The organism is Verrucosispora sp. WMMC514 (assembly GCF_027497295.1).
GTDB classification, from domain to species: domain Bacteria; phylum Actinomycetota; class Actinomycetes; order Mycobacteriales; family Micromonosporaceae; genus Micromonospora; species Micromonospora palythoicola.
Genome location: NZ_CP114906.1, coordinates 1,519,663 through 1,541,102, shown reverse-complemented (window position 1 = coordinate 1,541,102; position 21,440 = coordinate 1,519,663). Strand labels below are relative to the sequence as shown.

The window sequence follows — 21,440 nt, the reverse complement described above, 5'->3', positions numbered from 1 at the left end:
GGATCAGCGACTACCGCTGGCGGCGGCCCGCCGGCGCGACAGCGCGTCGACGCTGGCCGCCAGGAGCAGGACCACGCCGGTGACCACGTACTTGACGCCCGAGCTGTAGCCCATCAGGCCCATGCCGTTGTCGATCACCGCGACCACCGCGCCGCCGAGCACCGCGTCCAGCACCCGGCCCTTGCCGCCGAAGAGGCTGGTACCACCGATCACCGCCGCGCCCACGGCGTAGAGCAGCACGTTGCTGCCGCCGGTGTTCGGGTCGACCGAGTTGGCCCGGCTGGCGGCCACGATGCCGCCGATCGCGGCCATGGTGGAGCAGATGACGAAGACCGAGATGCGGATCCGGTCCACGTTGATGCCGGCCCGGCGGGCGGCTTCCTTGTTGCCGCCGACCGCGTAGATGTGCCGGCCGTAGCTGGTGCGGTGCAGTACGAAGGTTCCGATGATGAGCAGCACGGCGATGATCGGCACCACGATCGGCACGCCCTTGAGCGAGCTGATCAGCACGTTGCGGCTGCGCTCCAGGTTGAGCATGTAGACCGCCAGACCGAGGATGACCGCCAGCCCGCCGATCCGGGCGAGCACCACCGTCATCGGGTCGGTGACCAGGCCCCGCGCGGCGCGGTTGCGGTAGCGCAGCAGCTGCACGGCGGCGTACCCGGCGACGGCCACGGCGGCGAGCGCCCAGCCGAGCAGCGGCGGCAGGTTGCGGTTGGCGATCGCCACCAGCACCGAGTCGCGCACCGAGATGTTGCGGCCTTCCTCCATGAGCAGCAGGACCACGCCCTGGAAGGCCAGGAAGCCGGCCAGGGTGACCACGAAGGACGGAATGCCGATCTTGGCGACCAGGAGGCCGAGGATCGTACCGATCACCATGCCGGTGAGCACGGCGGCGGCCACCGCGACGTACCAGGGATATCCGAGGACGGTCACCACGTTGGCCAGCACCGCCGCGCAGACGCCGCTGGCGAAGCCGGCCGACAGGTCGATCTCACCCAGCAGCAGGACGAAGACCAGGCCCATCGCGATCAGGGTGACCGCCGCGCCCTGGGTGAACAGGTTGGCGAAGTTCCCGGCGCTGAGGAACGAGGGCCGCAGGATCGAGAAGACCGTGCAGAGGACGAGCAGGCCGAGGACGGCGGGCAGGGCGCCGATGTCGCCGCCGCGTACCCGTCGCCAGTAGTCGCGGACGTGGCTGCCGACGGAGGGCGTCGACGCGACGGCGGCCGGCCCCTCCTGCTTGACGGCGGTGGTGCTCATGAGACGCCTCCCGTGGTGCTGCCGGCCGGCGCCGCGCCGTTGCCGTTGGTGGCCGGTTCGCCGGTGAGCCCGAGCCCGCCGGAGCGACCGGCGGTGATCAGCTCGACCACCTGCGCGTGAGTGATGTCGGTGGTCTTCACCTGGGCGACCATCTGGCCGAGGTAGAGCGCGGCGATCCGGTCGGAGACGGCGAAGACGTCGTTCATGTTGTGCGAGATGAGCACGACGGCCAGACCGTTGTCGGCCAGTCGCCGGACCAGTTCGAGCACCTGGGCGGTCTGCGCGACGCCGAGCGCGGCGGTCGGCTCGTCCAGGATCACCAGCTTGCTGTTCCAGAGCACCGCCTTGGCGATCGCCACCGTCTGACGCTGGCCGCCGGAGAGGCTGGAGACCTGCTGGCGTAGCGACTTGACGGTGCGTACGGACAGCCCGGCGAGGGTCTCGGCCGCCATCTGTTCCATGGTCGGCTCGTCGAGCACGATGCCGCTGCGCTTCTCGCGGCCGAGGAACATGTTCTGCACGATGTCGAGGTTGTCGCAGAGCGCGAGGTCCTGGTAGACGACCTCGATGCCGAGCGCCGCGGCGTCGCGTGGGCTGTGGATGTTCACCGGCCGGCCGTCGAAGACGAACTGCCCGGCGTCGGTCGGGTAGATGCCGCTGATGCACTTGACCAGGGTCGACTTGCCGGCGCCGTTGTCACCGACCAGCGCGGTGACCTCGCCCGGATAGGCGGCGAAGGCGACATCGCGTAGGACCTGGACGGGACCGAAACTCTTGTCGATCCCGCGTAGCTCCAGCAGAGGGGTCGCGGACACGGGGTTCTCCTTTGTCGCGGAGGGAGATCGGGGCCCGTCCAGCGGCGGCACGCCGCCCGGCACGGGGTTACCGTGCCGGGCGGCGGCGCCTAGGCGGGTGAGGTCAGCTGATGCCCGCTTCGGTGCAGAGCTCGGCGAAGTTGCCGCTGCAGACCTCTTCCTTGGTCACGAATCCGTCGGCGATGACGTCCTTGACGTTGTCCTTGTAGATCGCCTGCGGGGTGAGCAGGACGGCGGGGACGTCACGGTTGCCCTCCGGGTCCTTGACGGTCTGGCCGGTCTCCTTGCGCTCGCCCTTGGCCAGCGCGATGGCCAGCTCGGCGGCGGCGTCGGCCTCCTGCTTGACGGCCTTGTAGACGGTCATGCACTGGTCGCCGGCGAGGATGTTCTGCAGGCCCTGGGTGGTGGCGTCCTGGCCGGTCACCGGGACCTTGCCGTTGAGCCGGTTCTTCTTCAGCACCGAGATGGCGGCGTTGCCGAGGCCGTCGTTGGCGGCCAGCACACCGTCGATCTTGCCGCCGGTCTGGGTGAGCATCTGCTCGAAGATCGTGGCGGCTTGGGCGTTGTCCCAGTCCGGCACGGACTGGTCCGGGCCCTTGACGTACTCGTTCGCGTCGAACTTGGGCTTGAGGATCGAGTCGTAGCCGTTCTTGAACAGGGTGGCGTTGTTGTCGGTCGGCGAACCGTTCAGGTACGCCACGACCGGCTTCTCGGCCTTCTGGTCGGTCAGGCACTTGACCAGACCCTCGCCCTGGAGCTTGCCGACGGCCTCGTTGTCGAAGCTGACGTAGTACTCCGCCGAGCCGCCGAGGGTGAGGCGGTCGTAGTCGATGGTGGCGACGCCCTGCGACTTGGCCTTGTCGAGGACGGCCTTGCCGGTGCCGGAGTCCAGGTTCACGATCATCAGCGCGGTGACGCCGCTCGTGATCATCTGGTCGGCGATGGTCTGGAACTGGGTCTTGTCACCCTGGGCGTTCTGGATGTCGTACTCGACGCCGGCGGCCTCGAAGGCGGCCTGGAGGAACTTGCGGTCGGCGCCCTCCCAGCGGGCGGAGGACTTGCTGTCCGGCAGGATCACGCCGATCTTCGGGGTCACGTCGGAGCCGGCCTGGTCGCCGCCGGACTCGTCGCCACAGGCCGTCAGGCTGCCGAGGGCCAGCAGGCCCACGGTGCCGACTGCGAGGAAGCCCTTGCGCATGTGCAGGGTCCTTTCGAGGGTGGGGAAGGGTGTCGGTGTTTTGTTTTGTTGTGCCCGGCAACGTATTCCGCGCCACAACGGCAGCACAAGGGTGCGCCGGTCACGAGTTTGTTGTCGGCGGTAACAATTCAGCAACGCCAGCGACACCTCGTCGCCACCGTGCCGGCGACGACCCTGGTGTCCGGGTCCGCCGGTGGGGCGGCACCGCGGCGGTCAGGCGCTCGCGAGGGGAGCGAACCGGGCATCGGTGAGGGTGGCCAGGTCGGCCGGGGCCAGTTCCACCTGAAGCCCTCGGCGGCCGGCGGAGACGTACACCGTCGGATGCGCCAGGGCCGAGACGTCGACGACCGTGGGCAGGCGTCGCCGCTGGCCCAGGGGGCTGATGCCGCCGCGTACGTACCCGGTGGCCCGCTCGGCCGCCGTGCGCTCGGCAAGCGCGGCCCGCTTACCGCCCACGGCCGCCGCGAGCGCCTTGAGGTCGAGATCGCCGGTGACCGGCACCACCGCCACCGTCAGCGCCCCGTCGACCTCGGTGACCAGGGTCTTGAAGACCCGCTCCGGGGCCACCGCGAGCGCGGCGGCGACCAGCGCGCCATAGTCGGGCTCGTCGGGCGAGACGTCGTACGGATGGGTGCGATGGTCGACCTTCCGCTTCGCCAGCAGCACGGTCGCCGGGGTGCCACGTCCCGCCATGTCCGCCAAGGTAGCCCCGGTCCGACGCCCGAGCCAGCGCCTTCTCAGCCGGTGGTGCCGGCTCCGGTTCGTGCCACCGGGCGGCAGACCAGGACCGTCGGGGCGGTGGCGACCCGGGTGAGCACCAGGCTCGCCGGCTGGTCGCCGGCCAGCCGTAGGTCGCGCCGGAGCCGCTCGGGCTCCAGCGCGGAGCCGCGCTTGAGGATCTCCACCCGGCCCACCCGGCGATCCCGCAGCAGCGTCCGCAGCCGCTTGAGGGAGAACGGCAGCACGTCGGTCACCTCCAGGCAGCGGGCGTACGGCGTGCGCCGAGCCGCGTCGGCGTAGAGGTAGGCGATGCTCGGGTCGGCGAGGGTGGCGTCCAGGTCGACGGCCAGCTCGGCCACCAGGTGCGCGCGCACCACCGCCGGATCGGGGTCGTACAGGAAGCGCCGCACTGCCCCGACCGGTGCCTCGCGCGCCCCCGTTCCGGTCAGCTGGTGTTCCGCCAGGCCGTCGGGGCGGTACGTCCCGCCGCCGGCCGGGTGATGGGCCCCACCGCCGGCCTGGTGATCGGCGGGGGCCGCTACACCACCGGAGGCGTCCTCCTTCAGCACGGTCGCCCGGCGGGAGACCTCGGCCAGTTCGCCGCACCAGAGGGCCGCCTCGACCAGGTCGCCGTCGACGCTCACCCACTCCGCCTCCGCACCGGGCGGGATCAGCGTGTGGTCGATCCCCGGCGCGACCTTCACCACCGTGCGCGGCACCCGCTCGGCCAGCCCGGTCACGAAGTCCCACGGCGGCGAGTACGAGTTCGGGTCGAAGATCCGGCGGCCGGTGCCGGCCCGGCGGCGGGCCGGGTCGCAGAAGACCGCCTCGACCCGGCTCACGTCGAACGCGGTCGCGTCGCCACACTCGACGGTGACCAGGTCGGCCAGTCCGGCGGCCCGCGCGTTCGCCTCGGCCAGCGCGGCGGTGAGCGGGTCGGCCTCCACCGCGTACACCCGGATGCCGGCGCGGGCGGCGGCGAGCGCGTCGGCACCGAGCCCGCAGCCCAGGTCGGCCAGCGTGGTCACCCCGGCGGCGCGCAGCCGCCGCGCCCGCCGGTCGGCGACGACCCGCCGGGTCGCCTGCTCCAGCCCCGGCCGGGTGAAGAACATGCCGGCCGCCGCCGGCCCGAACTTGCCGGTCGCCCGGCGGCGCAGCTCCGCCTGGGTCAGCGCCGCCGCCGCGAGCCCGGCCGGCACCCCGGCCGAACGCAGCGCCGCCGCCGCGACCAGCGGATCGCCGCCGGCCACCCGGCCCGCCGCGTCGAGCGCGGCCGACCCCTCAGGCGTACGCAACGCGCCGAACTGCTCCAGATCCACCCGCCCATTCTCCCGAGCTCCACCAGCCTGACCCACGCGCCCTGAGGCCGGCGCCCGCCGGGGCGCGGCGTGATCGTCTGCACGTCAGTGAGTCGACACGCCGATGTCCGAGTCACCGAAGTGCAAAAGATCAATGTGCGGCCGACCGGGCTCGGCGGTGGGGTGGGGGCGAGCACCGGGCCGGCCGGTCGCGACTTGCGGTATGTCGGGTCTAGCGGGTGTGGGTGGTGATGAAGGCGCGCCAGGCGGCGGGGGTGAAGGCGAGCACCGGGCCGGCCGGGTCCTTGCTGTCGCGGACGGCGACCAGGCCGGGCAGGTTGTCGGCGACCTCGACGCAGGCGCCGCCATTGCTGTTGCTGCGGGAGGATTTGCGCCAGGCGGCGCGGGTCAGGTCCATGACTTCGCCACTTCCTCGATCAGGCGGGCGGTCTGCCGGCGCGGCAGCGCCTCACCGGCCACAGTCTCCCAACGTCGCCCCAGGCTGGCAAGGTCGTTCGGGCTGTCCACGGTGTGCCCCCGGAGCTGGCTGTCCAGGTGCGCCACCTCGGTGCCGTCGGCCAGCCGGGCCAGCACGAAGGGACCGTTGAGTCCGACGTACCACGGGGTCTCGGCCGGGACGACCCGCACCTGGACGTGCGGGCGGTCGGCGAGGGTGCGCAGGTGCTCCAGTTGCTCGCGCATGGTCGCGCGCTCGCCGACCTGCCGGCGCAGCACCTGCTCGTCGAGCACCGCGACGAGCTGTGGTGGCTCCTCACGGGCGAGCACCTCCTGCCGGGCCATCCGGGCCAGCACCCGCTTCTCAATCTGCTCATCGGTCAACGGTGGACCGGCCCGGAGCATCGCCCGGGCGTACGCCTCGGTCTGGAGCAGGCCGGGCACCACGGCCGGGTCGTACCAGCGCAGCGCGACGGCCTCCCGCTCGATCTCGCCCCACGGCCGGAACCAGTCCGGCTCGGCGTGCAGCCGGATCAGCTCCAGCATCGGTAAGGGGCGGGTGCTCGGCGGGGAAGTGACTGTCGGCGTGTTGCGGTGAACGCTGGCGAACGGCGTCTGAGGAGTGGGGGAAGAGTGGTGGCACGGGTGCCCGAACGCGGCGACACGAGGGTGGCGGATTGGCACTCTCCTTGACGGAGTGCTAGCCGAGGAATAACCTGCGATTAGCACTCTCACCCTGAGGGTGCCAACCTTCGGGCCCTGGTGTCCGGGGGTTGAACGCCAGGCGGACCGGCACCCGCGACGACGGCCCCGCCCGGTGGCATGTGGCAGATTGACGCCGGTCGGCATGCCGATCGGCAACGAAACCAAGTACCCCAGGAGGGTATGCCCGTGACTACCGCGACCAAGGTTGCGATCAAGCCGCTCGAGGACCGCATCGTGGTCCAGGCGAACGAGGCCGAGACCACCACCGCCTCGGGCATCGTGATCCCCGACACCGCCAAGGAGAAGCCGCAGGAGGGCACCGTCCTCGCTGTCGGCCCGGGCCGGATCGACGACAAGGGCAACCGCGTGCCGATCGACGTCTCCGTCGGCGACACCGTTCTCTACTCGAAGTACGGCGGCACCGAGGTCAAGTACGCCGGCGAGGAGTACCTGGTTCTCTCCGCCCGCGACGTCCTCGCGGTCATCGAGAAGTAAGACAGACCGATCAGTGTCGTTGCCCCGGTCCGGCTCGCCGGGCCGGGGCAACGTCGCTTCGAAGGGACATTCATGGCGAAGATCCTGAGCTTCTCGGACGACGCCCGGCACCTGCTGGAGCACGGTGTCAACGCGCTCGCTGACGCGGTCAAGGTCACCCTCGGGCCGCGCGGGCGCAACGTCGTCCTCGACAAGAAATTCGGTGCGCCGACGATCACCAACGATGGTGTGACCATCGCCAAGGAGATCGAGCTCACCAACCCGTACGAGAACCTCGGCGCGCAGCTGGTCAAGGAGGTGGCGACCAAGACCAACGACGTCGCCGGCGACGGGACCACCACTGCGACCGTGCTCGCCCAGGCCATGGTCCGCGAGGGCCTGCGCAACGTCACCGCGGGCGCCAACCCGGCCGGCCTCAAGCGCGGCATCGACGCCGCCGCCACCAAGGTCTCCGAGGCGCTGCTCGACAAGGCCGTCGAGGTCTCCGACAAGAAGTCGGTGGCGCACGTCGCCACCATCTCGGCGCAGGACGCCACCATCGGTGAGCTGATCGCCGAGGCGATGGAGAAGGTCGGCCGCGACGGTGTGATCACCGTCGAGGAGGGCTCGGCTCTGCACACCGAGCTGGACGTCACCGAGGGCCTCCAGTTCGACAAGGGCTTCATCTCGCCGAACTTCGTCACCGACGCGGAGTCGCAGGAGTCCGTCCTGGAGGACGCGTACATCCTGATCACCACGCAGAAGATCTCCGCGATCGAGGAGCTGCTGCCGCTGCTGGAGAAGGTCCTCCAGAACAACAAGCCGCTGCTCATCATCGCCGAGGACGTGGAGGGTCAGGCGCTGTCCACCCTGGTGGTCAACGCGATCCGCAAGACCATCAAGGTCTGCGCGGTCAAGGCGCCCGGTTTCGGCGACCGGCGCAAGGCGATGCTCCAGGACATGGCGATCCTCACCGGCGCCGAGCTGGTCGCCCCGGAGCTGGGTTACAAGCTCGACCAGGTCGGCCTGGAGGTGCTGGGCAGCGCCCGGCGCATCGTGGTCGACAAGGAGAACACCACGATCGTCGATGGTGGTGGCCAGGCCAGCGAGGTGACCGACCGGGTCGCGCAGATCCGCAAGGAGATCGAGGCCTCGGACTCCGAGTGGGACCGGGAGAAGCTCGCCGAGCGGCTGGCCAAGCTCTCCGGCGGGATCGCGGTGGTCAAGGTCGGCGCGGCCACCGAGGTCGAGATGAAGGAGCGCAAGCACCGCATCGAGGACGCCATCGCCGCGACCAAGGCCGCGGTCGAGGAGGGTACGGTGCCCGGCGGCGGTGCCGCCCTGGCGCAGATTCTGCCGGTGCTCGACGACGACCTCGGCTTCACCGGTGACGAGAAGGTCGGCGTGTCGATCGTGCGTAAGGCACTTGTCGAGCCGCTGCGCTGGATCGCCCAGAACGCCGGTCACGACGGCTACGTCGTCGTGCAGAAGGTCACCGGCAGCGACTGGGGTCACGGTCTCGACGCCGCCGTCGGCGAGTACGTCGACCTGACCAAGTCCGGCATCATCGACCCGGTGAAGGTGACCCGTAACGCGGTCACCAACGCCGCGTCGATCGCCGGTCTGCTGCTCACCACCGAAAGCCTCGTGGTGGAGAAGCCGGCTGAGCCGGAGCCCGCCGCGGGTGGCCACGGCCACTCGCACGGCCACGGTCACAGCCACCAGCACGGCCCGGGCTTCTGAGCCTGCCGTACGCCGGACGTGGGGCGCACCGTCGACGAGACGGTGCGCCCCACGCGCTTTGAGTCGGCGTACCGGTGACGAGAGGTTACGAACGCGGACGTCGACTACCGGACCGTTGGTCGGTGGGAAACACTGGGCGGGTGAGCAGCACGTCACCCCGGTTCGCCGCCCTGGCCGGCGTCGCCGCCGCCGCGGCGGCCATCGGCACCGCCGAACTGGTCGCCGCCCTGACCGGCCCCCGGTCGTCCCCGCTCGTGGCGGTCGGCGGTCTCGTGGTGGACACCGCACCCGAGCCGGTCAAGCGGTTCGGCATCGAGGTCTTCGGCACGTACGACAAGATCGCTCTGCTGGTCGGTACGGCGCTGCTGCTCGGCGGCTTCGCCGCCCTGATCGGCATGCTGGCCGCCCGGCGGCTGACGGTGGGCCTGGCCGGCATCGTCGTCTTCGGCGGGATCGGCGCGGCGGCGGCCCTGACCCGCGCCGGTGCGGACGCCGCCGACGTGCTGCCGTCGCTGCTCGGCGCGGCGGTTGGCGGGGTGGCGCTCTGGGCGTTCGTCGCCGGCCCACTGGAACTCGACCCCTGGCCCTGGTCCCCACCGACGTCGGCCGGCCCGCCGTCGGTGACCGGTCCGGCCGTGCCGGACCCGAATGCGGTCGGCACTGCCGGGGTCCCCGACGGGCCGGCGACCGACCCGACCGCGTCGGCCGGCACTCCGTCGGTCCCGGGAAGTCCGCCGGCCTCCGGCGGCCCATCGGGTCCGGCGAGTCCGGGGCGGCGGGTCGACCCGGACTCGCGGCGGCGGTTTCTCACCGGTGTCGGCACCGTCCTCGGGGTGGCCGCCGTCGGGGGAGTCGCCGGCCGCTGGCTCGCCGGCCGTCAGGGGGTGTCGGCGGCCCGCGAGGCGATCACGCTGCCTGCCCCGGTCTCCGCCGCGCCGCCGGTGCCGGCCGGCGCCGACCTGGCCCAGCCCGGCCTGGCCAGCTACGTCACCTCCAACCGGAGCTTCTACCGGATCGACACCGCGCTGGTGGTGCCGCAGGTCGACCCGGAGACCTGGCGCCTGCGCATTCACGGCCGGGTCCGCAACCCGGTCACGCTGAGCTATGCCGATCTGCTCGCCCGGCCGATGGTGGAGCGGTACGTGACGCTGGCCTGCGTCTCCAACGAGGTCGGCGGCGACCTGATCGGCAACGCGCGCTGGCTCGGCGTACCGATCCGGGAACTGCTCGACGAGGTGCGGCCGCTGGACGGTGCCGACCAGGTGGTCGGGCGCTCGGTCGACGGTTGGACCTGCGGCACCCCGACCGCGGTGCTGCGCGACGGGCGGGACGCGTTGCTCGCCGTCGGCATGAACGGGGAGCCGCTACCGGTCCAGCACGGCTTCCCGGTCCGGATGGTGGTGCCGGGTCTCTACGGCTACGTGTCGGCGTGCAAGTGGATCACCGAACTGGAGTTGACCAGCTTCGCCGATTTCGACGCGTACTGGGTGCCCCGGGGTTGGTCGGCGCAGGGGCCGGTGAAGACGCAGTCGCGGATCGACACGCCCCGCCCGCGTAACCGCCCGGCCGCCGGCCCGGTGACGGTCGCCGGCGTCGCCTGGGCGCAGCACCGGGGCATCGACCGCGTCGAGGTCCGCGTCGACGAGGGGCCCTGGCAGCAGGCCCAACTGGCACCGACCGTCTCGGTGGACACCTGGGTGCAGTGGTCGTGGCAGTGGCCGGCCACCCCGGGCGAGCACACCCTTCAGGTTCGGGCGACGGACAGCACCGGCGAGACCCAGACCGGTGAGCCACGCGATGTCGCGCCGGACGGCGCGACCGGCTGGCACTCCGTCACGCTCACCGTCACCTGACCCCCCTCTCCCGCCCGCCCCACTTCCCGCCCTGCGCCGGTTGATCATGAAGTTGTTGTCACCCCGTCGGCGTGTCGATGACAACAACCTCATGATCAACCGGCACGGGGTGGGGCAGTGGTGGGACAGGGCGACGCCGCGCCCGGGTCGGGACGCGGCGTCGGTGGTGCGGTCTGGTCAGGCGACGTTGCGCTGGACAGGCACCGTCGACCGGTGCGAGCTGCCCAGCCGGGCCTCCAGTCGGTTGATGTCGACGCGGGTCTGGTGTCGGTCGGCGAGGTCCTCCCAGCCGACCGCGAGCAGCCGTAGCCGCTCGGACTCACTGAAGCCACCCCACACGCCGTACGGCTCGCGTACCGCGAGGGCGTGCGCGGCGCACTCGGCGCGGACCGGGCAGGCACGGCACACGGCCTTGGCGGAGGATTCCCGGCGCAACCGGGACGAGCCCCGCTCACCGTCCGGGTGGAAGAACTGAGCGCTGTCGCGGCCTCGGCAGGCACCGAGCCGCTGCCAGTCCCAAAGGTCGATGATCGGTCCGGGCAGTCTACGTACGTTCGACATCAGCACCCCTCCTCTCGCGCGGCACCGCGAGACGCTTGTGGCCGGTTGTCCGGGCGGCGGGCCGCGCAGGCGCACCGTTCCCGGCCTCGCCCCTCCCTACCCTGGTGCCCCACGCCTCACACGTCTTTGATCCAAAACATCCAACGGATTGCGGCATATGCCCTATCTGTCGGAAAAGTTGGGAGGATTGCCCGGAACCTCCTCCCGACCAGGGCTGCTCATGGTCTGCTCGTCAGCGGAGAGGAGATGCCTGTGCGTACCGTTCTCGTGTGCGTTCGAACGCCGCTCGCGGCGCAGCACCTGACCTCCGCGGCAGCGCGGTTGGGATTGTCGGGTGCCGTCCGGACGGCGGTCTCCGACCCCGAGGTGATGTTGCGGCTGGCCGAGCGTCCGGCCGATGTGGTGCTCGCCGACACCGCGCTCACCCGCCCGGACAGCGTCGGCTTCGTCCGGCGGGTGCTGGCCCGCGCCCCGCAGGCCGCCGTCCTGCTGCTCGGTGCCGAGGAGTCCGAGGCGGCGGCGGCGACCATCGGCGCTGGGGCACGCGGGCTGATCCAGGGGGTCGACCAGGATCTGACCAGCGCCGTCGCCAAGGCGCTGCTGCTGCTGGCCGCGCCCGGTCGAGCCAACCGGCACCGGATCGCTGATCCCGCCCGCGACGCCGCGGCGGTCGGCAGCCCGGCCCGCCCGGCACCCGGCGGACGCACGGCCGGCGAGGCGCCGACCGCCTGGCCGGGTACGGACGCGGCGGGCGGCCCGGCGGTGGTGCCGGTGCAGCGGGGCGACGATCCCGCCGAGTCTGGTGCCGAGTCCGAGCCGGACAAGCCCGCGTCGCCCGCGCGGACCGACCGGTCCGTGATCGGCCTCACCGAACGGGAGCTGCAGGTGCTGCTCGGCATGGCCGAGGGCAAGAGCAACGCCGAGATCGGGCGGGAACTGTTCGTCTCCGAGGACACCGTGAAAACCCACGCCCGGCGGCTGTTCCGCAAGCTCGGTGCCCGCGACCGGGCGCACGCCGTGGCCGCCGGATTCCGGGCCGGACTGGTCGCGTAGCTGGTCGGCCGGATCGGTCCGGCCGTGCCGGCCGGTCAAGCCGGCAGGCCGAGTCCGCCGGGCGGGTCGGCCCGGCCGGGCTGAGCTGCGGTGGCCGGTCAGCGCTCCGCGCCGGGCTCGTCCTCGGTGCCTTCGCTGAGGGTGTCGTGCACGCCGTCGGCGTAGCCGCGGGCGTAGTCCCACGTGACGTAGTGGTCCGGGTCGGGATCGTAGGCCGGCTCGTGCACCCGTGGCCGCCCGGAGCTGAGCAGGTGCCGCAGGTTGCCCCGGAGCAGGTCCCAGTCGAAGTAGTGCGGTTCCCGGCAGTCCTCACACTCGATGACCAGCCCGCGTACGCCGATCGGCGCGAGCAGCGCCTGGTAGATCTCCAGGTCGGCGAGGTCCTCAAGCACGTCCTGGCGCTCGACGTCGGTCAGTGGGTCCAGCGGCGCGTCGTCGTCGGAGGCGTCCAGGTCGGCCGCCGGATCGGTCGGGTCGCCGGTGAACGGGTCGATGGGATCGTCGTGCACCCCCTCACCGTAGTCCCCTGCCACGGTCGACGCCTGTCCCCCGGTCGCGCGAGCCGTCACCGGTGCCGGCCCCGCGCGGTTCAAGGGACAAAGCTTCAGTGGGTACGATGAGGCTGACGCACCCTCGCCCGGCGTTCGCCGGTGCCCACCGTGCCACCTCGCTGAAGCCCGGTTCAAGCAGCTCAGGAGAGCAATCGTGGAGAATTCGCCCCGTACCGACCGTTCCGCCGGCGTCGAGGGCGGCGAGCTGGGCGGCCATCTGCCCGAGCTGCCCGCCGGTTCGGCCAGGGTGGTGCCGCTGGGGTTGACCTTCGACGACGTGTTGCTCCAGCCGGGCGAGTCCGACGTGGTACCGAGCCGGGTCAACACGATCACCCGGTTGACGCGCAACGTCTCGCTCGCCATCCCGCTGCTGTCCAGCGCGATGGACACGGTCACCGAGGCCCGGATGGCGATCGCGATGGCCCGCCAGGGTGGCATCGGGGTGCTGCACCGCAATCTCTCGGTGGAGGACCAGGCGCTCCAGGTCGACCTGGTGAAGCGGTCCGAGTCCGGCATGATCACCAATCCGGTGACCGCGAGCCCGGACGACACGCTGCGCGAGGTCGACCAGCTCTGCGGGCGCTACCGCATCTCGGGGGTGCCGGTGGTGGACGCCCAGGGGCAGCTGGTGGGCATCGTCACCAACCGGGACATGCGCTTCGTCTCCGACCCGGCCATGCCGGTCCGCGAGATCATGACCAGGGCGCCGCTGGTCACCGCCCCGGTCGGGGTGAGCAAGGACGAGGCGCTCGGCCTGCTGCGCCAGCACAAGGTCGAGAAGCTGCCGATCGTCGACGACTCCGGCAAGCTGCGCGGGTTGATCACCGTCAAGGACTTCACCAAGAGCGAGCAGTACCCGAGCGCCACCAAGGACGAGGCGGGACGGCTGCGGGTGGCGGCGGCCATCGGTGTCGGCGAGGACGCGTACAAGCGCGCCCGGGCGCTCGTCGACGCCGGTGTCGACGTCATCATCGTGGACACCGCCCACGGCCACCAGCGCGCGGTGCTGGAGATGGTCAGCCGGCTCAAGAAGGACGTCACGGTCGACATCGTCGGCGGCAACGTGGCGACCTACGCCGGCACCAGGGCGCTGGTCGAGGCCGGAGCCGACGGTGTGAAGGTGGGTGTCGGCCCGGGTGCCATCTGCACCACCCGGATCGTGGCGGGCGTCGGCGTCCCGCAGATCACGGCGATCATGGAAGCCGCCCGGGCGGCCCGCCCGGCCGGTGTACCGGTCATCGGCGACGGCGGCATCCAGTACTCCGGCGACATCGCCAAGGCTCTTGTCGCCGGCGCGGACACGGTGATGCTCGGCAGCCTGCTGGCCGGCTGCGAGGAGAGCCCCGGCGAGCTGATCTTCGTCAACGGCAAGCAGTTCAAGGCGTACCGCGGCATGGGATCGCTCGGCGCCATGCAGTCCCGGGGGCAGGCCAAGTCGTACTCCAAGGACCGCTACTTCCAGCAGGACGTCACGAGCGACGAGAAGCTGGTCCCGGAGGGCGTCGAGGGTCAGGTGCCGTACCGTGGGCCGCTGGCCCGGGTGGCCCATCAGCTGGTCGGTGGCCTGCGGCTGGCGATGGGGTACGCGGGCGCGGAGAGCATCCCCGAGCTGCACCAGCGGGGACAGCTCATCCGGATCACCGCGGCCGGGCTCAAGGAGAGCCACCCGCACGACATCCAGATGACCGTCGAAGCGCCCAACTACCACACCCGCTGACCCCTCCCACCACCCCCGAAGACATCTGGAGTGCCCCATGCGTGACGTGGTCGAGATCGGGCTGGGCAAGACCGCGCAGCGCGGCTACCACCTGGACGACATCGCCATCGTGCCGTCCCGCCGGACCCGCGACGTCGACGACGTCTCCACCGGGTGGCAGCTCGACGCGTACCAGTTCGGCATTCCGTGCGTCGGGCACCCCTCGGACGCGACGATGAGCCCGGCCTCCGCGGTGCGGCTCGGTCAGCTCGGCGGGCTCGGCGTACTCAACGTCGAAGGGCTGTGGACCCGCTACGAGAACCCGAGCAAGGTGCTCGAGGAACTCGGCGGTCTCGACGAGGACGCCCGCGCCACCAAGCGGCTCCAGGAGGTGTACGCCGAGCCGATCCGCCCGGATCTGATCACCGAGCGGGTCCGTGAGCTGCGTGACGGCGGGGGCACGGTGGCGGTGCGGGTGTCGCCGCAGCACACGCTGGCGCTGGCGCCGGTCATCCTCGACGCGGGCGTCGACATCCTGGTCATCCAGGGCACCATCGTCTCGGCCGAGCACGTGTCGACCACCGACGAGCCGCTCAACCTCAAGGAGTTCATCGCCGACCTCGACCTCCCGGTCGTCGTCGGCGGGTGCACCGACTACAAGACGGCTCTGCACCTGATGCGCACCGGCGCGGCCGGCGTGATCATCGGTATCGGCGGGGACGAGTGGTCCACCACCGAGTCGGTGCTCGGCATCCGGGTGCCGATGGCCACCGCGATCGCCGACGCCGCCGCGGCCCGACGCGACTACCTCGACGAGACCGGCGGGCGGTACGTGCACCTCATCGCCGACGGCGACATCCGGACCTCCGGTGACATCGCCAAGGCACTCGGCTGCGGCGCCGACGCGGTGATGCTCGGCGAGCCGCTCTCGCTGTGCGAGGAGGCGCCGGCCGGCGGGTCCTGGTGGCACTCGGCGGCCAGCCACCCGTCGCTGCCCCGCGGCGCCTTCGAGACCGCCGGTGAGCCCATCGGCTCCATGGAGCGCCTCCTCTTCGGCCCCGCCGACGAGCCGGACGGTCAGCTCAACCTCTTCGGCGGCCTCCGCCGCGCCATGGCCAAGTGCGGCTACCGCGACCTCAAGGAGTTCCAGAAGGTCGGTCTCGTTCTAGACCGCTAACTTGATCTTTAACCTGGGTCGTTTGTCTCGACCCTGGCTGATCATTGCCGCAGCCCTTGGTTGATCACTTTTCTTTGCAGAGGATTGGGACCAAGGGCTGCGGCCATGATTGGTGTGCATGACGCCGGGCGTGTGAACGCGGTGGGGGGACCTTGCGGGGGTCACCAAGGCGGTGCTGCCCGGCCTGCTGGTCTTCAGCAACTGCCATTTCGGCGTTCAGTTTTCGCGAATTGCAGCTCGGCTTCATGCCGCTCTTCGCGGATTTATAGGGACGTCGATGTTGAAGTAGGTGTTTACAATCAATGGATGGCTGACGAGTTGCATCTAGATCAGGCGGGTGGGGCTGGCCAACAACGCATCCGTAAGCGGTCGGCTCTATTTGTGTGGGCACCAATTGCTGCCCTTGTTGTTGTCCTGACTACTCTCGTCTGGGAGGTTGTGAGACTAAATGTTGACGATTCTTCAAGGTCGCAGTGGCCGTTACGGCTTACATTGCTTCCCATTGACACTGCCGCAACCCTCTCGGCTGCGATAGGTGGGCTCATCCTGGCTCGCGCTCAATTCGCTCAAACCCAACGTCCGACAATAAGCTTCGGCCTCGATTCCCGAGGTCAAGGAGATTGGGACGAGGCTGAACACTGGGATCTGTACCTGTTCAATGGAGGTCCGGGAAGTGCCACAGTTGTGTGGTGTGGATACTCGGCGATCTTCCGAAATCAGGTGGGAGGAGAGGAAGAAACGCCCTGGCTTACGCCTCCGCAGATGAGGAAGGCGCTGACGGATCGAGGATTCCGAGGGGGCCGAGATTATTTCCTGTTCTGGTTAGGAAAAGGATATTCTCTGGTGCCGGCTCAAGGCTATCGCGATGGCGTACTGATGGCCTGGTTCAGTCGACAGACGATTCGACATCTAGTGGAGTTCAGACTGAAGGTGCGAGTGGGCGACGCTGTTGGTGACGAGCACGAGCGAGTCATTGACTATGTTCACCATTTTCCGGTTGAAGTGAAGTCTCTCCGGCCGGAGTAGGCCATGGAACATGGTGACGGAAAGCCGTCCCATGGAGTTCAAGCGCGTTGTCCCGCCGTACGCACTGAGAGCGTTGTGAGAGGTCCATGCCCTACCGCGCCGGGCGCAGGCGACGACCGCACGCGTTTCTCGGCCGGATGCAACGCTTTACCCCCACCCCACCCTCCTCCGCGCCGATCATGCAGGTGTGGCACCCGGTTGAGTGGGTGATGCTCGTTTCGCCACGTGCCGCACCTCCATGATCGACGGTGCGGGCGGCAGTAGGCTCGGGCTGGTGAGCAGCAGGGTTGGCAGGTGGTGGGGGGCCGGCGCGGCGGCGGTGGCCGCTGCCGTGGTGGCGGCGGTGGTGCTGGTCAGCGGGATCGGCGACCGGGACGCGGCGGAGCCGGGCGGCTTCCGGGCGGGCAGCGTCGATCTCGGCGACCCGTACGTGCCGGGCAGCGGCAACGGCGGATACGACGTCGACCACTACCGGCTCGTGGTGCGCTACGACCCGGCTGACGACCGGCTCACCGGCAGCGCCGAGATCACCGCGACCGCGACCCACGGGCTGTCCCGGTTCAACCTGGACCTGTCCGGGTTGCAGGTCGGTTCGGTGACCGTGGACGGCGCGTCGGCCGAGCACCGGCGCGACGACGGCGAACTGGTGGTCACCCCGGCCCGAGGGCTCGACGCCGGCAGCCGGTTCACGGTGGACGTCGACTATGGCGGCGTACCCGAGGCGGACGCCGACGGCGTGCTCGGCAGTGGCGGCTTCCAGCACACCGACAACGGTGCGATCGCCCTCGGCCAACCGCACTCGGCGGCCACCTGGTTCCCGGTCAACGACCACCCGTCGGACAAGGCCACCTACGACCTCGAGGTGACCGTCCCGGACGGGCTCGCCGCGCTCAGCAACGGAGTGCCGGGGGAGCGGACCAGCGCCGACGGCTGGACCACCTGGCGCTGGGCCGAGCGCTCACCGATGGCGAGCTACCTGACCACGCTCGTGATCGGCGACTACCGGGTGCGCAGCGAGGAACACGCCGGCAAGCCCATGGTCACCGCCGTACCGGACAGGCTCCCGGTGACCGGGCCGGCCGCCACCTCGCTGGCCCGCACCGGCGAGATCGCCGACTTCCTGACCACCCGCTTCGGGCCGTACCCCTTCGAGTCGTACGGCGGCGTGGTGGTCTCCGACGGTCGGATCGGATACGCGCTGGAGACCCAGTCCCGGCCGGTCTACGGACCGGGGTTCTTCCGGGGCGGCGAGCCGAACTACAGCGTGGTCGCCCACGAACTGGCTCACCAGTGGTTCGGCAACAGCGTGGCGCTGGCCCGCTGGGGCGACATCTGGCTCAACGAGGGCTTCGCCAGTTACGCCGAGTGGCTGTGGGAGGAGCACGACGGCGGGCGCAGCGCCCAACGCAACTTCGAGATCCAGTACGCGGCCACCGACTGGTCCCGGCGCACCCTCGATCCCGGCCCCGGGCAGATGTTCAGCACCGCCGTCTACAAGCGCGGGGCGCTCACCGTGCACGCGCTGCGGCGTACCGTCGGCGACGACGCGTTCTTCGAGATCCTGCGGACGTGGACCAGCGAGCGCCGGAACGGCACCGCCACCACCGCCGACTTCGTCGCCCTGGCCGAACGGGTCTCCGGCCGCGAGCTGGGACAGTTCTTCGACGCCTGGCTGACCGGCACCGCCGCACCCGGCCAGCCCTGACCGGAACCCCGTCTGCCGGTCGTTCCGGTCAGCTCTTCACCTTGAGTTTCGGATTGTCGGCCAGGAAGGCGTCGGCCTTGCCGGCGCGCAGCTCGGTGAGGAAGCGGCGGCCGACGGAGGTCAGTTCCTCACCCCGGTAGGCGTTGCCCCGGCCCACCGACGCCCCGGGCAGCCCGACCAGCGTGACCGCCCGCGGCGACAACGAGCCGAGGGCGTACGCGAAGTCCACGATCCGCCGGCCGCCGACGTAGAGCAGCGCGTCGCCGAGCGCCGCGACCACCTGTTCGACCCGTTCGGGCTGCCGGGCCAGGTCCTGGTCGAGGATCTTCCCGAGCAGCGCCCGGATCAGCTGCTGGTGGTGGCGCTGCCGGGCGTAGTCGCCACCGGGCAGGTAGCGCTGGCGGGCGTAGTCGAGCGCCTGCCAGCCGTTGAGGTGCCGTTCGCCGGGTTCGTAGACCATCTGCGGCCCGACGTAGCCGCCCACTCCGGGGCCCGGCTCCCGGTGCTTGCCGTCGGGCTGCCGGTGCCGGGAGACGACCCGCTGGTCGACCCGGATGTCCACGCCACCCAGGCTGTCGACCAACTCGTCGAAGCCACCGAAGGTGAGCACCGCTCCCGCGTCGATACGCAGACCGGTGTACTCGCTGACCGTGCGGCGCAGCAGCTCGTACCCCTGCGCGGGGTCGGGTCGCTTGGGACGGTCCGGCACCCGGCTGCCGTAGCTCATCGCGTGCGTGAGCTTGGTCCGCCCGCCCGGGTAGCCGGCGGGTTTGTAGGCCGGGATCTCCACCACCAGGTCGCGGGGGAGAGAGAAGAGGTAGGCCTTGGACAGCCCGGCCGGCACGTGCAACACGAGTACCGCGTCGGCGTGCGGCTCCCAGCCGGGCACGCTCACCCGGGTGTCGACCCCGACCAGCAGCAGGTTGAGCGGGCCGGTGATGTCGGCACCCGGTGGCGGGCTTGGGCTCGGGCTGGCGCTGGGACTGGGCGAGGCGCTCGGGCCGCCGGTGGCGGCGGTCGGCGTCCGGGGGTCGTCGCTGACGGTACGCGCCACCACCACGCCGATCACCGCGACCACCGCGAGCGTGACCAGGCCGGCCAGCGCCAACGTCAACCGTCTCCGGTCTGCTCCGAGCATCATCCCCCGCCTCCTTGGGCCGTCCGTCGAAGTCCCTGCCCGACCGCTGAGGTCACCGACGGCGGACTTCGACGCTCGCCCTGGGTCGATACCGGTCCAACGCGCTGAACCGGGCTCATGGTTGCGTCCCCGGTCGGGCGAGAGTGACGCGGTGCGGAGCATGATCGCGCGGAACAGGGTCCTGGCGCGAGAGCTACTCGCAAGTAATGATGCGTCCATGCGGTACGACGTGGTGGTCATCGGGTCCGGTTTCGGCGGCAGCGTCGCCGCGTTGCGGCTGGCCGAGAAGGGCTACTCGGTCGGTGTCCTGGAGGCGGGCCGACGGTTCGCCGACGACGAGTTCCCGCGGACGTCGTGGCGGCTGCGGCGCTTCCTGTGGGCACCGAGGCTGGGTTGTTTCGGCCTCCAGCGGATCACCCTGCTCCGGGCGGCCGACCGGCGAGCCGGCGGCGGCGTGCTGGTGCTCTCCGGCGCGGGCGTCGGTGGTGGCTCACTCGTCTACGCCAACACGCTCTACGAACCGCTTGACGCCTTCTACGACGACCCGCAGTGGCGGCACCTCGCCGACTGGCGGGCCGAACTCGCCCCCCACTACGACCAGGCCAAGCGGATGCTCGGAGCGACCACGTACCCGATCACCACCGGAGCGGACCGGGCGATGCGGCGGGTCGCCGAGCGGATGGGAGTGGGGCACACCTTCCACGCCACCCCGGTCGGTGTGCACCTGGGCCGGCCGCGCGAGCGGGTCACCGACCCGTACTTCGGCGGGGCCGGCCCGGAGCGTACCGGCTGCACCCACTGCGGCGCCTGCATGACCGGCTGCCGGGTCGGAGCCAAGAACACGCTCGTCAAGAACTATCTGTGGCTGGCCGAGCGGCTCGGTGTCCGGGTACATCCGTTGACCACTGTCCGCGCGGTCCGGCCGGTCGACGGTGGTTACCAGGTGGAGACCGAACGTACCGGTGCCTGGCTGCGCCGACGGCGGCAGGTGGTGCACGCCGACCAGGTGGTCTTCGCGGCCGGTGCGCTGGGCAGCCAGCGGCTGCTGCACGAGATGCGGGACCGTGGCCATCTGCCCGGCCTCTCACCCCGCCTCGGCGAGCTGACCCGGACCAACTCGGAGGCGATCCTCGGCGCCTCGGTGCCGCACCGGCGGGCCCGCAAGCGTGGCGTGGACTTCACCCAGGGGGTCGCCATCACCAGCTCGTTCCACCCGGATCCGCAGACCCACGTCGAGCCGGTCCGCTACGGCCGGGGTTCGAACGCGATGGGGCTGCTCCAGTCGCTGCTGGTCGACGGCGGGCCGCGCCGGCTGCGCCGGTGGCTCGGGCAACTGCTCCGGCAGCCGCGGGTGGCCGCCCGGATGCTCTCCGTCCGCCGCTGGTCGGAGCGTACGGTGATCGCCCTGGTCATGCAGTCGACCGACAACTCGCTCGCCCTCCGGATGCGGCGCGGGCCGCTCGGCCGCCGGCTCGTCTCCGGTCCGGGTCACGGCCCGCCCAACCCGACCTGGATCCCGGCGGGCAACGAGGCGGTCCGGCTGCTCGCCGAGGAGATCGACGGTACGCCGGGCGGCGCGCTGACCGAGCCGTTCGACATCCCGGTGACCGCGCACATCCTGGGCGGAGCGGTGATCGGTGCCACCGCCGCCGACGGGGTGATCGACCCCTACCACCGGGTGCACGGCCACCCCGGCCTGCACGTCGTCGACGGCGCCGCCGTCTCCGCCAACCTGGGTGTCAACCCGTCGCTCACCATCACCGCCCAGGCCGAGCGCGCCCTGTCCCTCTGGCCCAACAAGGGTGACCCCGACCCCCGCCCAGCCCCCGGCACCCCGTACCGCCCCCTCCCTCCGGTCCCCCCACACCACCCCGCCGTCCCGCCACACGCCCCCGCCGCCCTCCGCCACCCCTGACCGCCCCGCGATCATGCAGTTGTGGCACCTGACAAAGAGCGCAGAACGTGGCGAATCACCTGCCGCGACTGCATGATCGGCGGGTTGCGCGGT

General features: G+C 71.0%; 19 protein-coding genes. 9 read left to right on the top strand and 10 right to left on the bottom strand.

Annotation, left to right across the window (positions count from 1 at the left end; translation table 11 throughout):
- Positions 1-3 precede the first annotated feature (3 nt).
- From O7597_RS06955 to O7597_RS06925, 7 genes are all read right to left on the bottom strand, one after another.
- Positions 4-1,263 carry an ABC transporter permease gene (locus O7597_RS06955; protein ID WP_269738261.1) on the bottom strand — a complete coding sequence of 420 codons (1,260 nt, stop codon included), beginning with the start codon at positions 1,261-1,263 and terminating at the stop codon, positions 4-6.
- Positions 1,260-2,078: an ATP-binding cassette domain-containing protein gene (locus tag O7597_RS06950; protein ID WP_269738260.1), complete on the bottom strand. Its 819-nt coding sequence runs from the start codon at positions 2,076-2,078 to the stop codon at positions 1,260-1,262. The genes O7597_RS06955 and O7597_RS06950 overlap by 4 nt, the downstream gene beginning before the upstream one ends.
- A 103-nt stretch (positions 2,079-2,181) precedes the next feature.
- On the bottom strand, positions 2,182-3,276 hold the full coding sequence (locus O7597_RS06945) for a substrate-binding domain-containing protein (RefSeq protein ID WP_269738259.1): 1,095 nt from the start codon (positions 3,274-3,276) through the stop codon (positions 2,182-2,184).
- Between the two features lie 213 nt (positions 3,277-3,489).
- Positions 3,490-3,969, bottom strand: a complete 480-nt coding sequence (gene ybaK, locus O7597_RS06940) for a Cys-tRNA(Pro) deacylase (RefSeq protein ID WP_269738258.1) — start codon at positions 3,967-3,969, stop codon at positions 3,490-3,492.
- A gap of 44 nt (positions 3,970-4,013) precedes the next feature.
- The gene (locus tag O7597_RS06935) at positions 4,014-5,315 is read right to left on the bottom strand and encodes a methyltransferase domain-containing protein (RefSeq protein WP_281582283.1); all 1,302 of its coding nucleotides are present in this window, start codon (positions 5,313-5,315) and stop codon (positions 4,014-4,016) included.
- A gap of 211 nt (positions 5,316-5,526) precedes the next feature.
- Entirely contained in the window at positions 5,527-5,712 is a 186-nt protein-coding gene (locus O7597_RS06930) for a DUF397 domain-containing protein (RefSeq protein ID WP_281582282.1), read from the bottom strand.
- Positions 5,703-6,296: a DUF5753 domain-containing protein gene (locus O7597_RS06925; protein ID WP_281582281.1), complete on the bottom strand. Its 594-nt coding sequence runs from the start codon at positions 6,294-6,296 to the stop codon at positions 5,703-5,705. Before O7597_RS06925 ends, O7597_RS06930 begins: the two co-directional genes overlap by 10 nt.
- A 339-nt stretch (positions 6,297-6,635) precedes the next feature.
- Between O7597_RS06925 and groES the strand changes: the two genes are divergently transcribed.
- The 3 genes from groES to O7597_RS06910 all read left to right on the top strand — a co-directional run bounded on the left by groES (position 6,636) and on the right by O7597_RS06910 (position 10,525).
- Positions 6,636-6,950 carry a co-chaperone GroES gene (groES, locus tag O7597_RS06920; RefSeq protein WP_089155197.1) on the top strand — a complete coding sequence of 105 codons (315 nt, stop codon included), beginning with the start codon at positions 6,636-6,638 and terminating at the stop codon, positions 6,948-6,950.
- 72 nt (positions 6,951-7,022) lie between these two features.
- Positions 7,023-8,672, top strand: a complete 1,650-nt coding sequence (gene groL / locus O7597_RS06915; protein ID WP_269738254.1) for a chaperonin GroEL — start codon at positions 7,023-7,025, stop codon at positions 8,670-8,672.
- 140 nt (positions 8,673-8,812) lie between these two features.
- Positions 8,813-10,525, top strand: coding sequence for a molybdopterin-dependent oxidoreductase (locus O7597_RS06910; RefSeq protein WP_281582280.1), 1,713 nt, complete (start codon positions 8,813-8,815; stop codon positions 10,523-10,525).
- A gap of 177 nt (positions 10,526-10,702) precedes the next feature.
- Here O7597_RS06910 and O7597_RS06905 read toward each other — a convergent pair whose 3' ends face one another.
- Entirely contained in the window at positions 10,703-11,086 is a 384-nt protein-coding gene (locus O7597_RS06905) for a WhiB family transcriptional regulator (protein WP_269738252.1), read from the bottom strand.
- Between the two features lie 252 nt (positions 11,087-11,338).
- Between O7597_RS06905 and O7597_RS06900 the strand changes: the two genes are divergently transcribed.
- Entirely contained in the window at positions 11,339-12,139 is an 801-nt protein-coding gene (locus O7597_RS06900; protein WP_269738251.1) for a helix-turn-helix transcriptional regulator, read from the top strand.
- A 98-nt stretch (positions 12,140-12,237) separates the two neighbouring features.
- On the opposite strand, the gene O7597_RS06895 is transcribed toward O7597_RS06900, so the two are convergent.
- Entirely contained in the window at positions 12,238-12,648 is a 411-nt protein-coding gene (locus O7597_RS06895; RefSeq protein WP_269738250.1) for a DUF5319 domain-containing protein, read from the bottom strand.
- A 196-nt stretch (positions 12,649-12,844) separates the two neighbouring features.
- On the opposite strand from O7597_RS06895, the gene guaB reads away from it, so the two are divergent.
- From guaB to O7597_RS06875, 4 genes are all read left to right on the top strand, one after another.
- Positions 12,845-14,407 carry an IMP dehydrogenase gene (gene guaB, locus O7597_RS06890; RefSeq protein ID WP_269738249.1) on the top strand — a complete coding sequence of 521 codons (1,563 nt, stop codon included), beginning with the start codon at positions 12,845-12,847 and terminating at the stop codon, positions 14,405-14,407.
- A 37-nt stretch (positions 14,408-14,444) separates the two neighbouring features.
- A complete protein-coding gene (locus O7597_RS06885) occupies positions 14,445-15,563 on the top strand; it encodes a GuaB3 family IMP dehydrogenase-related protein (RefSeq protein WP_269738248.1) in 1,119 nt (372 codons plus the stop codon).
- 306 nt (positions 15,564-15,869) lie between these two features.
- Positions 15,870-16,589: a hypothetical protein gene (locus tag O7597_RS06880; protein WP_281582279.1), complete on the top strand. Its 720-nt coding sequence runs from the start codon at positions 15,870-15,872 to the stop codon at positions 16,587-16,589.
- A 319-nt stretch (positions 16,590-16,908) separates the two neighbouring features.
- Positions 16,909-18,294 carry a M1 family metallopeptidase gene (locus O7597_RS06875; RefSeq protein ID WP_281583205.1) on the top strand — a complete coding sequence of 462 codons (1,386 nt, stop codon included), beginning with the start codon at positions 16,909-16,911 and terminating at the stop codon, positions 18,292-18,294.
- A 28-nt stretch (positions 18,295-18,322) separates the two neighbouring features.
- On the opposite strand, the gene O7597_RS06870 is transcribed toward O7597_RS06875, so the two are convergent.
- The gene (locus O7597_RS06870; RefSeq protein ID WP_281582278.1) at positions 18,323-19,435 is read right to left on the bottom strand and encodes an LCP family protein; all 1,113 of its coding nucleotides are present in this window, start codon (positions 19,433-19,435) and stop codon (positions 18,323-18,325) included.
- A gap of 214 nt (positions 19,436-19,649) precedes the next feature.
- Here O7597_RS06870 and O7597_RS06865 point away from each other — a divergent pair, with 214 nt between their 5' ends.
- Complete coding sequence (locus O7597_RS06865) at positions 19,650-21,347, top strand: GMC family oxidoreductase (protein ID WP_281582277.1); 1,698 nt, start codon at positions 19,650-19,652, stop codon at positions 21,345-21,347.
- Positions 21,348-21,440: the final 93 nt, after the last annotated feature.

Coding starts and splice junctions, on each gene's coding strand:
- O7597_RS06955 (WP_269738261.1), bottom strand. CDS start 1,263: ATGAGCACCACCGCCGTCAAGCAGGAGGGGCCGGCCGCCGTCGCGTCG.
- O7597_RS06945 (WP_269738259.1), bottom strand. CDS start 3,276: ATGCGCAAGGGCTTCCTCGCAGTCGGCACCGTGGGCCTGCTGGCCCTC.
- ybaK (WP_269738258.1), bottom strand. CDS start 3,969: ATGGCGGGACGTGGCACCCCGGCGACCGTGCTGCTGGCGAAGCGGAAG.
- O7597_RS06930 (WP_281582282.1), bottom strand. CDS start 5,712: ATGGACCTGACCCGCGCCGCCTGGCGCAAATCCTCCCGCAGCAACAGC.
- O7597_RS06925 (WP_281582281.1), bottom strand. CDS start 6,296: ATGCTGGAGCTGATCCGGCTGCACGCCGAGCCGGACTGGTTCCGGCCG.
- groES (WP_089155197.1), top strand. CDS start 6,636: ATGCCCGTGACTACCGCGACCAAGGTTGCGATCAAGCCGCTCGAGGAC.
- groL (WP_269738254.1), top strand. CDS start 7,023: ATGGCGAAGATCCTGAGCTTCTCGGACGACGCCCGGCACCTGCTGGAG.
- O7597_RS06905 (WP_269738252.1), bottom strand. CDS start 11,086: ATGTCGAACGTACGTAGACTGCCCGGACCGATCATCGACCTTTGGGAC.
- O7597_RS06885 (WP_269738248.1), top strand. CDS start 14,445: ATGCGTGACGTGGTCGAGATCGGGCTGGGCAAGACCGCGCAGCGCGGC.
- O7597_RS06880 (WP_281582279.1), top strand. CDS start 15,870: ATGGCTGACGAGTTGCATCTAGATCAGGCGGGTGGGGCTGGCCAACAA.
- O7597_RS06870 (WP_281582278.1), bottom strand. CDS start 19,435: ATGATGCTCGGAGCAGACCGGAGACGGTTGACGTTGGCGCTGGCCGGC.
- O7597_RS06865 (WP_281582277.1), top strand. CDS start 19,650: ATGCGGTACGACGTGGTGGTCATCGGGTCCGGTTTCGGCGGCAGCGTC.